Origin of the sequence: Aquabacterium sp., assembly GCF_036273115.1 — a bacterium.
Lineage (GTDB): Bacteria > Pseudomonadota > Gammaproteobacteria > Burkholderiales > Burkholderiaceae_C > Aquabacterium.
Genome location: NZ_DASUIN010000023.1, coordinates 40,780 through 57,495 on the forward strand (window position 1 = coordinate 40,780; position 16,716 = coordinate 57,495).

General features: G+C 59.7%; 8 protein-coding genes and 1 pseudogene. 6 read left to right on the forward strand and 3 right to left on the reverse strand.

Going from position 1 to position 16,716, the window contains the following annotated elements:
* The first annotated feature begins 83 nt into the window (after positions 1-83).
* Together VFW72_RS09180 and VFW72_RS09185 are read left to right on the forward strand one after the other, a co-directional pair.
* Positions 84-2,639 carry a chemotaxis protein CheB gene (locus tag VFW72_RS09180; RefSeq protein WP_329673986.1) on the forward strand — a complete coding sequence of 852 codons (2,556 nt, stop codon included), beginning with the start codon at positions 84-86 and terminating at the stop codon, positions 2,637-2,639.
* Positions 2,640-2,683: 44 nt separating this feature from the next.
* Positions 2,684-3,304 carry a PAS domain-containing protein gene (locus tag VFW72_RS09185; RefSeq protein ID WP_329673987.1) on the forward strand — a complete coding sequence of 207 codons (621 nt, stop codon included), beginning with the start codon at positions 2,684-2,686 and terminating at the stop codon, positions 3,302-3,304.
* A gap of 86 nt (positions 3,305-3,390) precedes the next feature.
* Here the strand turns inward: VFW72_RS09185 and VFW72_RS09190 are convergent, their stop codons facing one another.
* Positions 3,391-4,155: a GGDEF domain-containing protein gene (locus tag VFW72_RS09190; RefSeq protein WP_329673988.1), complete on the reverse strand. Its 765-nt coding sequence runs from the start codon at positions 4,153-4,155 to the stop codon at positions 3,391-3,393.
* A 119-nt stretch (positions 4,156-4,274) separates the two neighbouring features.
* Positions 4,275-4,997 carry a Crp/Fnr family transcriptional regulator gene (locus VFW72_RS09195; RefSeq protein WP_329673989.1) on the reverse strand — a complete coding sequence of 241 codons (723 nt, stop codon included), beginning with the start codon at positions 4,995-4,997 and terminating at the stop codon, positions 4,275-4,277.
* A gap of 367 nt (positions 4,998-5,364) precedes the next feature.
* Between VFW72_RS09195 and VFW72_RS15915 the strand changes: the two are divergent.
* The 4 genes and pseudogenes from VFW72_RS15915 to VFW72_RS09215 form a co-directional block, all read left to right on the forward strand.
* Positions 5,365-5,673 (forward strand): annotated as a pseudogene (locus VFW72_RS15915) (sterol desaturase family protein); the annotation flags it as partial.
* Positions 5,674-5,833: 160 nt separating this feature from the next.
* A complete protein-coding gene (locus tag VFW72_RS09205; RefSeq protein WP_329673991.1) occupies positions 5,834-6,997 on the forward strand; it encodes an OmpA family protein in 1,164 nt (387 codons plus the stop codon).
* Positions 6,998-7,015: 18 nt separating this feature from the next.
* The gene (locus VFW72_RS09210) at positions 7,016-7,258 is read left to right on the forward strand and encodes a hypothetical protein (protein ID WP_329673992.1); all 243 of its coding nucleotides are present in this window, start codon (positions 7,016-7,018) and stop codon (positions 7,256-7,258) included.
* A 2-nt stretch (positions 7,259-7,260) separates the two neighbouring features.
* Positions 7,261-15,822, forward strand: a complete 8,562-nt coding sequence (locus VFW72_RS09215) for a GH36-type glycosyl hydrolase domain-containing protein (RefSeq protein WP_329673993.1) — start codon at positions 7,261-7,263, stop codon at positions 15,820-15,822.
* Here the strand turns inward: VFW72_RS09215 and VFW72_RS09220 are convergent.
* Positions 15,809-16,702: an OmpA family protein gene (locus tag VFW72_RS09220; RefSeq protein ID WP_329673994.1), complete on the reverse strand. Its 894-nt coding sequence runs from the start codon at positions 16,700-16,702 to the stop codon at positions 15,809-15,811. The two genes, VFW72_RS09215 and VFW72_RS09220, sit on opposite strands and share 14 nt — an antisense overlap.
* Between the last annotated feature and the right edge of the window lie 14 nt (positions 16,703-16,716).

Here is a 16,716-nt window from a genome sequence, read left to right on the forward strand (position 1 = left end):
ATGAACCCAGGTCAGCGGCTGGCAAAAACGGGGCACCCCCATGCGGATGTGAGCGCGTCCACCGTATTCGCGCATACTTTCGCATGCTCACTCAAACTGCAATCGCAAGTCACTCCCCCCCCGAACGCATCGTCGGCCTGGGCGCGTCGGCCGGTGGACTGGTCGCACTAGAACACTTCCTGAGCCGCGTTCCTGAAGCAAGTGGCCTGGCCTATGTCGTCGTGCAGCACATGGACCCCACACACAAGACCATGTTGAGTGTCTTGTTGCAACGGGCTACAGCCATGCCGGTTCATGAGGCAGCAGACTCCATGGTGATGGAGGCCAACGCGGTCTATGTCATCCCGCCCGACTGTGAGTTGACTGTCGCGCAGGGGCGTTTGCGAATCAACACGCCAAAGCAGCCACGAGGCCTGCGGCTGCCGATTGATGTTCTGTTCAGTTCTTTGGCGCAGAGCCAAGGAGAAAAAGCCATCGGCGTCGTGCTGTCCGGCATGGGATCGGACGGCACGGTGGGATTGCAGTCGATCAAAATGCAGGGTGGGTTGACGCTCGCACAACAGCCAGACACGGCTCAATTTGACTCCATGCCGCAAGCGGCCATTGCTTCCGGCTTTGTCGACATCGTGGCCTCACCAGAGGACATGCCCCAACACATCCTGAGGGTCGTCCGGTCTGGGCGCGTGCCGGACTTCCCCCCTAAACTGCCGGCCCCAAAGGACGATGCAGAGTCCTTGGCAACCATCTTGAAGCTGCTTCGCGAGCACAGCAACCGAGACTTGTCTTTGTACAAAACAAGTACGCTGATGCGCCGAATTGATCGACGGGTCGGTGTCCATGGACTGCCCTCGATCGCCGCTTACGCAGAGTTTCTGTCACGCAACCCCCATGAGCTGGACCTGCTGTTTGCCGAGATGTTGATCGGGGTGACCAGCTTCTTCCGTGATGCAGACCTGTGGACCGATCTGAAAGAGCGGGTTTTGCCAGAGTTTCTGGAGAGCCGCCGTGCTGACACAGCTCAGTTGCGCGCTTGGATCGTGGGCTGCTCCACCGGAGAAGAGGCGTATTCGCTGGCCATGGTGCTTCAGGAGGTGCTGGCTGAGATGCGAGAGCCACCCCCCCTGTCTTTCCAGATCTTTGCCACTGACCTCAGCGCCGAAGCGATCACCTTTGCACGCAAGGGCGTGTACTCGGCCCGCTCCGTTGAAGGCATGGATGAAAAGCGGCTGTCCACTTTTTTTGCGGCCCAAAGCGACGGCAGCTATCTGATCGATAAGCGGATCCGAGACATGGTCTTGTTTGCCCAGCATGACGTGATCCTGGACCCGCCCTTTACGAAGTTGGACATCCTGTCGTGTCGCAACGTTCTGATTTACTTCAACGCAGCTTTGCAAAACCGACTGATGCCTCTGTTTCACTACAGCTTGCGCCCCAAGGGCTTGCTGATGCTGGGCGGCTCGGAAACCGTGGGGCGATCACAGTCGCTGTTTACCCCTTTGAACGCCAAAGCGCGGCTGTATCGGCGCAGTGATCGCACCTTGAATGCAGGCGCGGTCGACTTCCCGATCAATCGTCCACATGTTTTGCACAAGACTTCGCAGGAGAACTTCGTGTCGATATCGTCACCTCACCCGGCCAACTTGCAATCCTTGGCCGACCAGGTCTTGCTTCAAGCATTTTCACCACCCGCTGTGCTCGTGAACGATGCGGGAGACATCCTCTACATCAGCGGACGCACCGGCAAATACCTCGAGCCGGCAGCAGGCAAGGCCAACTGGAACATCCACGTCATGGCACGTCCCGGCATTCGCACCCAGCTGGCGGTTGCGCTGCGCCAAGTCGCGCAAGACAAGACCAGCGTCGAGTTGTCAGGACTCAAAGTGGAGGACGACGCGCCCTTCACCGTGAACCTGACCGTGCAGGCGGTGCACGAACCCAAAGCCTTGGAAGGGATGTTCATGATCGTCTTCCGAGAGGTCGCTGAATCCAAGCGAAGCAAAGCCAGAAAGAAGGCCGATGCCGGGTCCCCTGACCCTGCTTTGATCAACGAACTGGATCGGGCTCGAGAAGAAATTCGAGCCTTGCGCCAGGAAATGCAAGCATCCAAAGAGGAGCTACAGGCAGCGAATGACGCACTGCAGTCAGCCAACGAAGAGTTGCAGTCAGCCAATGAAGAGCTGACGACGTCCAAAGAAGAAGCTCAGTCAATGAACGAGGAACTTCAGACCATCAACGGCGAGTTGCAGACCAAACTGGATGATCTGGCCTTGGCGCAGAGCGACATGCAGAATCTGCTCAACAGCACCGACATCGCCACACTGTTCCTGGACAACGACTTGAACGTGAGGCGGTTCACCGAACAGGCGACCAGCATCTATCACCTGCGCGATGGCGACATTGGGCGCCCCCTCAGTGACCTGGCCAACACCTTGACCTACCCGGAACTTCATAACGACGCCAAGGAAACGCTGCGAACCCTGACATCAAGCGAAAAGCAAGTCCAGACCACCGACAAGCGCTGGTTCACGGTGCGCATCATGCCCTACCGCACCCTGACCAACATGATTCAGGGGGTGGTCATTACTTTCGTTGACATCACGGTCGCGAAAGAACTGGAGTCTCGGCTACGCAAAGGGTAAAGTCTGAATCAGGCAGCATCGCCTCAGCTTCAAGGAGGCACTCCATGGCCAGTCGATCTCCAGGAACAAGCAGTCAGACTTCTCTGCGCGTGCGTGCAATCGCACAACTGACAGGAAGGGAAGCCCCCCTCAGCAACCGCGTCAGTGATGGCGCCTCCGCGGCGCTGCGCGTTCTCTACGATTTGGCCATATCACCTGACACGGCGGCTGACGCCCTGGCTCTGCTGCATGAACTGCAGGTCCACCAAGTCGAACTGGAATTGCAGGGTGAGGAGTTGCGTCAATCACGCAATGATCTGGAGTCCGCCCTGGCCAGGCAGGTTCAGATCTATGACTGCCTGCCGGCTTCGGTCTTCACCATTGACCCAGACACGCGTTTGCATGAGGTGAATTTGACCGGCGCCCAGCGCCTGATGGCCGATCGCGAAATGCTGCTGGGGCAGCGACTTGACGCGTTTCTGGCCCCCACCAGCGCCCATGCACTGCACGCCTTGTTGGAGCGCATCGATCAAGGCACCGAACAGGCGTCGTGTGAATTGACTCTGAAGGCCGGGCAGGAAGATGCCCCAGGCCGACCGGCGACAGTTCTTGCGACCGTCAACATCGATCCAGTCGGGCTCCGGTACTTGCTTGTGTTCACCGATTTGCCACGCTCGGCAGATTGATCGATCATGAATCCGATGCTCGTCGCTCTGCCTCTGGCATGGGTTTGCGCCTGAACGGCGCCACCAGGCACACGTCCTGTTCACCATCAGGACGCTTCTTTGGGCCCCGCAGTCTGGTCCTGGCAAAAGAATGCATAGCCCGTCTGCAACCTCTTGGCTTGGTACATGGCGGCATCGGCATGCTGAAGGAGCTCAGCCGCCGTCGCTCCGGCTTCGGGGAACACGGCAATCCCGATGCTGGGATGAACGCAAAGCGTGATGCTTCCCAATCTGACCGGATCGGATACCGCATCGAACATCTTGCAGGCCAAACGACTGAGCTGCGCATGCCCTGGCGCGTTCAACAACAAACAGGCGAATTCATCGCCACCTAAGCGGCAGACCATGTCATCGGCACGAATGGTCCTCATCAGTCTGGCGGCGATGATGCTCAAGAGCTCATCACCCGCAGCGTGTCCATGCATGTCATTGATGGGCTTGAATCTATCCAGATCCAGAAACAAGACCGCTACTTCCTTTTGTTCTTTCGCGGCGGAGGCCAGCACCTGATCGAGCCGCTCTCGGAAATAGCAAGCGTTGGGCAGTGAGGTCAGACTGTCGTGCAGAGCGAGATGACGTGCACGCCTTTCCCCCGCCTGGCTCCCTGCCAGCTCTGATCTCAGTTGGTCCAGGGCGGTCATGGCGGCCACCATTTCGCCTTCCAGCTGGCAACGCTGCCGGTGCTCCCGCATCAAGGCATCCTGCAATTCCTGGTAGGTCGGCTTGCGTGTGGCCCCGTCATCCACCGTTCGAGAGCGCCCCCGCCTCTGTGGAGGTGGATCGCCCGGCACGGGTTGCGCTGTTTTCAACATATGACGGCCTCTTACGTTCATGCCCTACATCTGTTTAGTTTCAACACTCCGCACGGAGGTGACTGTCTGCCATCACACATAGCAGCAACAGGGGATAGACACAAGAAGTCGCAGGAGCACTAAGCGGCAACCTGATCAGGAAGCAGCCGGTCGTATTCCTTCTTTACCACCGAATAGCACTCACAGGCTCGCTGCTCCAGCCCTGCCCGGTCCAACACAGAAATGTGTCCCCGCGCATAGCTGATCAGACCGAGCTTTTGCAGTTTGAGCGCGGCCTCGGTCACGCCCTCACGCCGTACGCCCAGCATGTTGGCAATCAACTCCTGAGTCATCACCAGCTCATTGCTTTTCAGTCGATCCAGGTTGTAGAGCAACCACCCACACAGCTGCTGATCCAAACAATGGTGTCGGTTGCACACCGCCGTTTGGGCCATGTGTGTGATCAGCGCCTGTATGTAACGCAGCAGCAAGTGCATCAGAGGAGCGCTTTGATGAAACTCATCTTTGAAGACTTGCCCCCGTAGCCTGTAGGCTTGACCAGCGCATTGCACGATGGCTCTGTTTGGCGTGTTCTCGCCCCCCATGAGCAAGGAAATACCGACAACCCCTTCGTTGCCCACAACCCCCACCTCCGTCGAGGCCCCACTTTCGGTCAAGCACAAAAGCGACACGATCGCCGTGGTGGGGAAGAAGACATATTGGATCTCGCCTCCGGCCTCACATAGAACCTGCCCCAAGCGCAGATCAACCCGTTCAAGCTGAGGTTGCAAGCGCTGCCACTCCTCGTCCGGCAGAACAGCCAGAAGGCGGTTCACGCGCGGGTCGGATTCCAGGGGACACATGAAAGATCTCCAGATGGATCCAGGGCGGGCAGAACAGTCGCCCGGTGAGGGGCAGCACGAAGGTGCCGACTGTAGGTGTGATGCGAACAAGGGTATGTGCGATGCCGCACAGACCAACGAGAGACCGCACCTTACGGTGTCTCAGCCTTTGTGCCTATCCCACGTTTGACCTTCGCACCCATCAATGGAGGGCCTGTCCATGCGTCCCTTTTCTGTCGAGCACAGTAGAACAGCCTATCTCGCAGATTTCTATCTTTACGGGATCACAGTCTGCCTGCTTGCTGCCTACCTGCTCGTGAGTGCCCCCCTGTTTCAACGCCTGGATGTCTGGCTCCATGTGGCGCTCGGTGTGGTCTGCTGGACTGGCATGGAGTATGTGCTGCATCGATTCGTGCTGCATGCCTTTCCGATATTTCGGGAAATGCATGCGGAGCATCACGCTCGCCCCACCGCGCTGATCTGTACCCCGACGATGGTCAGTTCATTGTTGATTGGCTCGTTGGTCCTGCTTCCGGCCTGGCTGTCAGTGGAGACCTTGCGTGCATGGGGCTTCACCCTGGGTGTGTTGGTGGGCTATCTCGCCTATGCCATCACACACCACGCCATACACCACTGGCACGGCGGCGGTGCCTGGATGATGCGCCGCAAGCGCTGGCACGCCATCCACCACAGCCATGGCAACCAATCCCTTTGCTTTGGGGTGACCACCACTTTCTGGGATCACGTGTTCCGCACAGCTTGGGTGGGACAGCGCACAGACGCCATGTGCACTGTTCCCCCACCCTGCAAGCCTGATCCCCGCACGCCATCTGCCACAAACGATAGGAGTCAAGGAAATGACCTCGCACCACACCAAGTACCTATTGAGCCTTGTAGCCCTCGGCCTGATTCCCATGCCGCTGTTCGCTCAAGCCCAAAGCTATTACTACGGCGGCATTTCAGTGGGCCAGTCAAGGTCGAGCCTGGACGAGGAGAACATCACCCAACAGCAGATCGGCAGCGGCCTGTCGGTGGTCAACATCCAACGGGAGGAACGTGATACCGCCTACAAACTGTTTGGCGGCTATCAGTTCAATCGGTACTATGGGATGGAAGTGGGTTACTTTTATCTCGGCACACCACACTTCTCGAGCACGACCACACCAGACGGCAGCCTGGAAGGCAAGGTCAAGATTCAGGGCTGGAACGTCGATCTGCTGGGCTTCTTGCCACTGACGACAAACCTGTCCGCACTGGGTCGCTTGGGTGCACAGTACGCCAAGACCAGTGATCGCTTCACCGGCTCAGGGGCCGTTGTTCCAGCCGACCCCAACCCGACCAATCACCACGGCAATTACAAATTCGGCGCGGGGCTGCAGTACGAGTTTTCACCCTCATTCCTGCTGCGAGGAGAGTGGGAGCGCTATCGAGTCAGCGATGCCATGTCGAATCACGCTGCAGTCAACGTGGCATCTTTGAGCTTGATCTTTCCGTTTGGCCGCGCAGCACGAGCAATGCCTGTAGCCGCAACGGAGGCGCCTTATGTCCCCCCCGAACCGGCACCCGCCCCACCGCCCCCTGCTCCCGTCGTGGAGGTCGCTCCACCGCCTGTTGTGGCCGTCACGCCGCCGCCTGCACGGCGCCGGGTGACCTTCTCCGCAGAGTCCTTGTACACGTTTGACCAATCCCAAATTCGCCCGGAAGGCAAGGCGGCTCTGGACACCTTTGCTCAAGAATTGGTCAACACCCAATACGAGATGATCGTTGTCGAGGGGCACACAGACCGGCTGGGATCACCTGCCTATAACCAGAGATTGTCAGAGCGCCGGGCTGAAGCCGTGAAAGCCTATCTGATTGAAACAGGCAAAGTGGATCCCAACAAAGTCACCGCAACCGGCAAAGGTGAGTCCACCCCAGTGACTCGCCCTGAAGACTGTCGCGGCACCAAGCGCACGGCCAAGTTGATTGCTTGCCTTCAGCCAGATCGCCGAGTCGAAATTGAAGTGACCGGAACGCGCTGAGCGCAATGGAGGACAAGCATGAATACGCCCTATGCCGCATCTGCCTGCTGGACGACCTCCTCGTTTGGAGACCAGACCGACACCTCTGAGGGAGAGCTCGCCGTCTTGAGTGAACACCTGAGCCTATGCCAACGCGCCAACCACCGACTGTTCTTGTTGCAGTGCTATCTCGAGGCGATGGTTAGCTATGCAGCCTCTCGGGTCGTCACGACGTTGGCGGTGGGCCTGCTGTTGATCACCGCTTTATCGACCCTGTTGTAACCATGGCGGGACCCGACTTGCAGCAGCTGATTGCGCAGGCACCCAAAGCTCTGTGTTCGATTCTGGATGGCAAACGGGGGCCCTTGGAGGCGCCGATCCGATCGGAGATCTTCGGCCCACAACGCTTTGCACAGCATGGACGCAGCCTGGGCGAGTCGCATCGCGCAGCCAAAGCGACCTGGCGAACGGCCAATTTCTTTCCCCGCCTGGACAGCAACATCCGCACCCTGCGTGAGGCGCAGCACTACATTGGCGAGCAGGCCATCACGGGCTATGACATCAGCCCCGCTGCTGAGTGGCTGTTAGACAACTTTCACCTGATTGAGGCGCAGCTCAAGGAGATCCACGAAGGTCTCCCCAGACGCTACTTTCGGACCCTGCCGATTCTGGTAGATCCGCCCTTGGCAGGCTTGCCCCGGGTCTATGGAGTGGCCTGGGCCTTTGTTGCACACACCGATGGTGCGTTTGACGCTGATCTGTTGACCCGGTTCCTGATGGCCTATGAAGAGAGCCGTGAGCTGAGCCTGAGCGAGATGTGGGCTCTGCCCACCACCTTGCGGGTCGTGCTGATCGAGAACTTGCGCCGCCTGGCTGAACGCGTGGCCACACACAAGGCCGCCCGCGAGGCTGCCAATCTGTGCTGTGATCGCATTGAAAACTACACCTTGCACGCACTGGATGAGTTGCTGGCTCTGATCAATCAGCGTGGGGCCGGAGCGGTCTTTCTCACGCAGATGGCACTGCGTCTGCAGGACCGCCACACCATGGGCAAGGGTGGCCACCATGCGCGCTACCAGGCATGGCTACACAACGTGATGCCGGATCTGGCTGCCGCACAGGCCCAGCAAAACGCTGACCAGGCCGCCGACAACCTCAGCGTGAGCAACGCAGTGACATCGCTACGCGCCATTGGCGATGCCGACTGGACCGACATCGTGGCGGAAAGCAGCACCTTGATGCGGCTGATGTTGACATCCGACATCTTCAAGGCTGAACAGGTCAAGACGCGCGACCAGACCTTGCATGACATCGAAACATTGGCCCGGTCCAGCGGGCTCAGTGAAGTATCGGTGGCGTCGACCTTGCTGAACCTGATGCACGCCGATACGGAGGCATCAGCCAGCACCGCTTCGGCCAGCCATTGGCTCAAGGGCAAAGGTCGCCCCGACCTGATCCGCGCCTTGGGTATGCAAGAGACAGGGGCGATGGTCTGGCGTTTTTGCAAACGCTACGGCACCTTGCCGGCCTACCTGATTGCGATGCTGAGCGGCACCCTGGCCGTGGTGGCGTGGCTGTTATACGTGCATCCGGGCGCAAGGCGTGTGTCTGAGGTGCCGCTGTGGCTCACGTTGCTGGGTATCGTATTGATGAGCGTTCCGGCATCAGAGGCTGCGGTCGCGGTCATCAACCGATTGATCAGCGAGTCAGTGCGCCCACGCTACTTGCCAAGATTGGCCATGGCCAGTGGGATCCCTTCAGATCATCGGGTGATGGTGGTGATACCGGCGCTGTTGTCCAACGTGCCAACCGTCCATGCGCTGGTTCATCGTTTGCACTTGCACTATCTGGCCAACCCTGAACCTCATGCACAGTTTGCGCTCCTGACCGACTGGGTCGATGCCGATACCGTTCGCATCGACACCGATCAAGCCTTGCTCAATGAGGTCAGGCAGGCCATTGGGGATCTCAACGCACGCTGTCCGCCAACTCTGCTGCCCGACGGCTCGGGGCCTGGATCGCCCCGTTTCATCGTGCTGCATCGTGAGCGACTTTTCAGCGAGAGTGAACAGCGATGGATTGGGTGGGAGCGCAAGCGCGGCAAATTGGAGTTGCTGATAGACGCCTTGGCACAAGGTGCCAGCAAGGAGTTCCTGAACCTGGGCCAGGCCTCTATGGTGGCCCCCGACATCAAGTATGTCGTCACGCTGGACAGCGACACCCAATTGCCGCCAGGTCGCTTGCGAGAATTGGTCAGCATCGCCGCCCATCCGCACAATCAACCGGTTCTGGATCCCAAGCGCCAGCGGGTTCTGGCAGGCTATGCAATCTTGCAGCCCCGCACGGTGGCCCCGCTGAGTGCCCGGCGAGATTTCACGATCTATCACTGGCTCTTTGCCGGACAGGCCGGTGTCGACCCCTACAGCGCCAGCAGTTCCGAGATCTATCAGGATCTGTTTGACGAAGGCTCGTTCAACGGCAAAGGCCTGCTGCATGTCCAAGCCATGCATGCCGTGCTGTCGGGGCGCCTGCCTGAGGGACGTGTTCTGAGCCATGATCTGCTCGAAGGTGCCATGGCCCGCTGTGCAGCGGTCACCGACGTCACCGTGATTGAGGATGCCCCCTTTCATGCGGACGTGGCGGCTTCCCGGTTTCACCGATGGACCCGAGGGGATTGGCAGTTGCTGCCGTTCATGCTACAACCGCGGCGCTACCGTTTGCGGGCGATCAACCTCTGGAAGATGTGCGACAACCTCCGGCGCTCACTGGTCGCGCCGGCCAGCCTGGCTTTGATGACGCTCTCTCTCGCCGGCTGGATCGTGTCGCCTTGGGCCGCGGTCGGGTTGATCCTGGCCGCATACAGCGCGGGCCCCCTGATGGGTGCCATCGCCGGCCTGTGGCCCAGCCACTATGACGTGGCCAGATTCCACTTCTATCGTCAAGCGCTGGTGGAGTTGACTCGCGCGGTCGCAGGTGGTTGCTGGCATCTCGCATTGCTCATGTCGCAAGCCTGGTTGGCGGTCGATGCCATCGTCCGCGCACTGTTTCGCTTGGCCTTCAGTCATCGCCATTTGTTGCAGTGGACACCCGCAGAATCAGCCCGATCGATGGCGCGAGTCGATTTGCCCACCATCATCCGTTCTCATTGGGTCGAGTCCGCCTGGTCGATTCTGTTGTTATCGGGCCTGTGGCTGTCCGCCATGCCCCGGCACTCTGGGCTGCTGAGCTGGGCCCTGTGCCCGATCTGGGCTGCAACGCCCATTTGGATCTGGTGGGGCAGTCGCCCTCGGTTTGAGCGAAAGAGCGCCGAACCAGAGCAAGAAGATTCGACCTATCTGCGGGGCATCGCGAGAGATACCTGGCGCTACTTCGAACGCTGCGTGGGCCCGGGTGACCATCATCTGCCACCTGACAACCTGCAAACAGCGCCTCACGACATGGTGGCCCACCGGACCTCTCCCACCAACATCGGCTTGTACTTGCTGAGCGTAGCTTGCGCTCGCCAATTTGGCTGGATAGGCACGCAAGATCTGCTCACGCGCCTGGAGGCCACCCTGACGAGCATGCGCACGCTGGAACGACATCGTGGGCACTTCTTGAACTGGTATGACACCCGGACCTGTTCGGCCCTTTTGCCGAAGTATTTATCAACCGTAGACAGCGGCAACCTGTGTGGCCACCTGCTCACGGTGGCGCAAGCCTGCCGCGAGCTCGCCAAACACCCCTACCAGAAGGAGCCGTTTCAACGTGCGCTGAAAGACATCATGCAACGCATGGCACCGTTGATTGCGCAACGCCTGCAGCTGACTCAAGCTCAACGTGACGAACTGAGATGGCTTCTGGCCGACCATCGCGCAACAAAACGTTCGGCTCAGCGAGATGCCGAAGCCAGCCAAGCCTTGACCGATGCGGCTTCGCATGCCTTTACCGTGACGCGCCGACTGCGCTATATCGCCCATGAGTTCGAGCAATTGGCTGATCAAGCCGATTTCGGGTTTCTCTACCACCCCAAACGGCATCTGTTTCACCTCGGCTTTCGCGTCGGCGAACAGCAGTTGGATGCAGGCTTTTATGACCTGCTGGCATCCGAAGCTCGTTTGACGGGCCTGTGGGCCATTGCCAAAGGCGATGTGCCCGTTAGCCACTGGAGCACGCTGGGTCGCCCGTTCTATGCATTGGGTCACAAAGTCGGCGTGCGATCGTGGTCTGGTTCCATGTTCGAGTACCTGATGCCGGGCCTTATTCTGGAGGAGCCTTCTGGCAGCGTACTGAGCGACGCTTGTGATGTCGCTGTACAAGAGCAGAAGACGTTCTCCAGACTCAAGGGCGTGCCGTGGGGCATCTCGGAGTCGGCATATGCCCAGCGTGATCACACATTGGCCTATCAGTACGCACCGCACGGTGTTCCCAGACTGGCTTTGCGACGCACCCCACACGATGAGTTGGTCATTGCGCCCTACGCCACTGCGCTGGCGGCCCAACTCGACCGCCAAGGCGCCACGCTCAATTTCCAGGACATGCAGCGATCAGGGGCTCGCGCACGCTATGGCTTTGTCGAAGCCATTGACTACACACCGGGCATGCAGATCGGCGGCGAAACCTCTACGCCTGTGTACACATTCATGGCGCATCACCAGGGCATGGTCATCGTCTCCCTGGCCAACGTTCTGTTGGAGAAGGTCGTTCAACGTTGGGGCATGGCCAACGTTCACATCGAAGCAGTCTCGTCACTTCTGCACGAACGCCCCCCCCGAGAAGTCTCCAACCTCTACACCCCCTTGTCGGGCCCAACGATTCAATCGGTCCAACCTGCGTCGCCAGGTCTGTTGCGCAAGGTGATTCCTGGCACATCGGCCATTGAGCCGACCCACCTGCTCTCGAATGGACGATATCAGGTCACTTTGCGTGCCAACGGTGCCGGCTGGAGTCGCTGGGGACAGATTGACATCACGCGCTGGCGTGATGATGCGCTTCGCGATGCCTACGGCAGCTTCCTCTATGTGCGCCGCTCTCCAGCGCATGCGCCCATGTCCTTGAGCCAGCACCCGGCACCAGACCCGGAGGCCCGGTACCAGAGCACCTTCCATGCCGACCGTGTGTGCCTGGAAGCCAGATGGGCTCATTGGCAAGCGCTCACAACGGTGTGGGTCAGCCCGGAAGATGACATTGAGTTTCGTCAGGTGGAGATGCACAACCAAGGCGACAAGGCGATGGAGATCGAGCTGATCTCAGCCTTCGAGGTGGCATTGAGTCCTGCGCAAGCAGACGAGGCGCACCCAGCGTTTGCCAATCTCTTTGTACGCGCCAAATGGCTGGCTGATCACCGCGCATTGGTTCTGGAAAGACAACCTCGCTTGCATGGAGAACGGGTCATGATGGCCGCCCACTTTGTGGCCGAGACCGATGCCGAAGTGTTGACCGTGACGGCAATGACCGACCGCTTGCATTGGGCTGGACGTAACCAGCATGCATCCCAGCCCACGGCCCGATTTGGCGGCACACCTACCCATGCTCCCCCATTGGACGGACAGCCTTGTGACACCGGACTCGATCCCGTCTCAGCCTTGTGTGTGAGGCTCAAGATTCCGGCGCATTCGAAAGCGATGGTGACCTTTGCCACCGCGGCGTCCGACCACGCGCCCACCCTGCACGCGATCATCGACAAATACAGGCAACCTAGCCATGTGCAGCGGGCATCGATGATGTCAGCCACCTTGACCAGCATCCGCTTGCACGCCCTGCGCGTCAGTCACGAGCATTTTTCCGCAATCCAGACCTTGAGCACGGCCCTGCTGTTGACGCTGACGCGACCTCATGCTCAGCCCAGCCCGTATGAGCCGTCCGAACCGGTGATCTGCAACCGCAGGCTGCTGTGGCGACTCGGCATCTCTGGTGACCGTCCGATCATCCTGGTCTCTGCCAGCTTGATGCAGGGCTTGACCTTGTTGCGCAACTTGGCGCAGGCCTTGCGACTATGGTCCTGGGGCGGAGTGGCCTGCGATCTGGTCGTGGTGGATGCGGAGGCCTCGTCCTACTACATGGCGCTGCACCATGAGTTGATGGCCTTGCGTGATCGATATGGTGCAGACATGGGGGCGGCACCAGAATCGCCACGACCAGCGCACAGCGGATATCACGTCTTGCTTGACCATGACTTGACACACGCAGAACGGCAGACCCTGCAGCACCTCGCGGCCATCCACATCCATGCCGATGGTCGCCCGTTGCAAGTGCATGTCGCTGAATGGGTCAGCCTTCATCAGCAGGCCATGGCCAACCGCACCGCCACCTCCACTCAAATCGTCCCCGTCGCCAACACGCGTCCGGGCATTGTCATGCAACCCCTCGGGGCCTTTTCTGATGAAAACGGCTCTTTCTCTTTCGCTGTAGGTTCCCTGCTCAGACCTCAGCGCCCCTGGATCAATGTGCTGTCCAACCCAGTCTTTGGCATGCAACTGTCTGAGGCGGGAGGCGGCTATACATGGGCCGTCAACAGTCGCTCCATGCAGCTGACGGCGTGGTCCAACGACCCCATTTCAGACCCCCCATCAGAAATATTCCTGATCCAGGACACAGAGACTCGGGAGACCTGGAGTCTGACCCCTTCTTGCTGGGGGCAGACCCGCTCTCACTATCAAGTGACACATGGGCAGGGATTCAGCGTCATCAGTCACCGCCTCCGGGACCTTGAAATCCGCACAACTTGGTCTGTTGACTGTGAAGCAGCGATCAAGCAGGTTCAAGTTCAGCTGGTCAACCATGGAACCCAGAGCTTGCGCCTGCGCCTCATTGGTTTGGTCGAATGGATGATGGGAGCACGCCGAAGCGACCGCAGTACGGTTCACACAGATGCACTTCACCATGGATCGGCACCTCACAAGTTGACTGCGCTGCTCGCGACACAAGAAGACCGCGTGAATGGCTTTGGCGGTGCCACCGGCTTCCTGGCAATGACCTCCACACACGACGACAAGGAAGACTGGACCTGTGACAGACGTGAGCTCTTTGATCCGCGCGGTCGCCTGGTCTTGCCCGACCGACTGGGTCGACACCGAGGGGCTGGATTGGATCCTTGTGCGGCCTTGGGCACTTCCCTCAGTCTGGCCGGCGGCGCCAGTGCCGAACGCGTTTTCCTGATGGGCTATGCGCAGTCCCCCGCATTGGCCAGTGATCTGCTGAACCTCGAAGCCTGGATTCCCACCGAGCTACGACTGCGTCAAGTCATGGGCCGCTGGAATCGCCTTCTGGATTCTGTCACCGTCAAGACACCCGACCCACTACTGGACGTGCTGGTCAATCGATGGCTGCTGTATCAGACGGTGGCCTGTCGATTGTGGGCCAAGGCGGGCTTTTATCAAGCCGGGGGCGCGACGGGATTTCGAGACCAGCTCCAAGACACGCTCTCGCTGTCATGGGCGCAGCCAAATCTATTGCGCCAGCAGATCTTGCTGTGCGCCTCACGCCAATTTGCCGAAGGCGACGTCCAGCATTGGTGGCATGCCCCAGATGGAGCGGGCGTGAGAACCCATTTCTCAGATGACCTGCTGTGGTTGCCATTTGCCTGTTCGCACTATGTTCGAACCTCCGGAGACACAGCCGTGCTGGATCAACTCGTTCCCTTCCTGGAAGGCCCTGGCATTCCAGAAGGAGCAGAAGATGCCTACTACGCCCCCACCATCAGTTCCACGCAAGCCACCGTTTATGAGCATGCCGCGCGGACCATCGATCGCAGCCTCCGCGTCGGCGTGCATGGCCTGCCATTGATGGGAACGGGTGACTGGAATGACGGCATGAACCGCGTCGGCCATGGTGGACGGGGCGAATCGGTCTGGCTCGGCTGGTTCTTGTGTCGCATCGTGGCCGACTTTGTGCCGCTGGCGGTGGCTCGCGGCGAACTGGAGCGAGCCCAAAGATGGCAACACAGTGCACAAGAATGGCAAGCCGCGCTCAATGACACCGCGTGGGATGGCGAATGGTTCAAGCGGGCCTACTTCGACGATGGCCAGCCTCTAGGCTCACAGGTCAATGCAGAGGCACAGATCGATCTGATTGCCCAAGCCTGGTCGGTCTTGTCCAAAGCGGGTGCGCCTGACTTGCAACGCGCGGCGATGGCCGCCGTCGATCAGCATCTGGTCAATCGCGCTGCAGGCTTGATTCAGTTGCTCACCCCGCCCTTGGCGGACGCCTTACCCAGCGCCGGCTATATCCAGGCCTACCCGCCGGGTGTACGCGAGAACGGCGGGCAATATTCGCATGCCGGCGTATGGGCCCTGATGGCGCAAGCGCAACTGGCGCAACACACCCCGTCGAGCCGAACAGACGAATCGACTGGGGACATGGTCTATCGCTATTTCACCTACCTCAGTCCTGCTCACCGCGCGGCACACCCGGAATACGGCGCGGCCTATGGCATCGAGCCTTATGTGATGGCGGGTGATGTCTACACCCAGCCGCCCTATGTCGGCCGGGGGGGCTGGAGTTGGTATACCGGCTCTGCATCGTGGATGCACCGCGCGGTTGTGGAGTCGATGTTTGGCCTGCAGCAAAGCGCGGTTGAACTCAGCTTCACACCCTGCTTGCCCAGCACCTGGTCCCGTGCCGAACTCACGCTTCGGCGTCATGGCCGCACCATGCATTTCATCTTTGTCACAAACAAGGACCTGACGGAACTGACTGAAACGGAGCCGGAATGGGTCGCAGGCGGGGCGATGGCACTCGCGCCTGGGCAGGCATTTCAGTGGGTCGACCTCCCGCCCCAAGTCACTGTCGTGATTCAACTATCGCGGACCGACACCCCCGAGGGCGTCGATCCATCTGCGGTGCAGCAGCCCGTCACCGCGGGGTGATGTTGCCGTTGTCATCAGACAGGACAATCTCCACGCGGCGGTTCAACTGCCGCCCTTCTGCCGTGGCATTGCTCGCAATCGGATCGGCCTCGCCATAGCCGCGCGTCTGAACCCGGCTGGGTGCAATGCCCATCTCGACCAAGCGCGCTCGCACGGCATCCGCCCGACGAGAGGACAAAACCTGATTGAGCTCGGCTCCGCCAACGCTGTCAGTGAACCCTTCTATCAGGACCCGCCTCTGCGGATACTGATTCAGAAAGTTCACCAGCTTGTCAATCTCACGCCATCCGCCAGCCTTGAGAACTGCCTGGTTGGTGTCGAACAACACGTCCGCAATCGTGATGACGATGCCGCGGCTCGTTTGCTTGGCATTCAGGTCACGCAATTGAGCTTCCAGGGCCGCATTACGCGCCTGAGTCTCTGAGGCCATGTTCTGCGACGCGATGGCTTGTTGATCCGATACGGCAGCCTGCTGCTGAGCCGCGGCCGCACGGCGCTGGGCTTCATCAGCCTCGTTCGTTCTCGCCGTCAACCGCATCGATTCTCGGGCTGATCTGGCGTTGGCGACGTTCTCCTCGTCCTGCTTCTGCGAGGCCACCTCCCGTGCAATCGCCACGCGCTGCTTGGCCAGATAGGCAAGATGAGTCACCTCTTCGGACGGAGCCGATCGCATGGAAGCCTCATTGGCCAGACTCAATGCGGCCGTGGCCTGTGCCATCTCTGCCGGGGCCAACTCGCTCACTCTGGATGAGCCTTGTGCCATGCGGTACTCATTGGAGGCTTGCTCCAACATGGCGTTGTAAGGGGGGGCTGTACTGCAACCGGACAAGGCTCCGAGAAGGACCATCGTTGCAGTAAAAATCTGGTTTGTGGGGTTCATGTCAACTCCTGTTG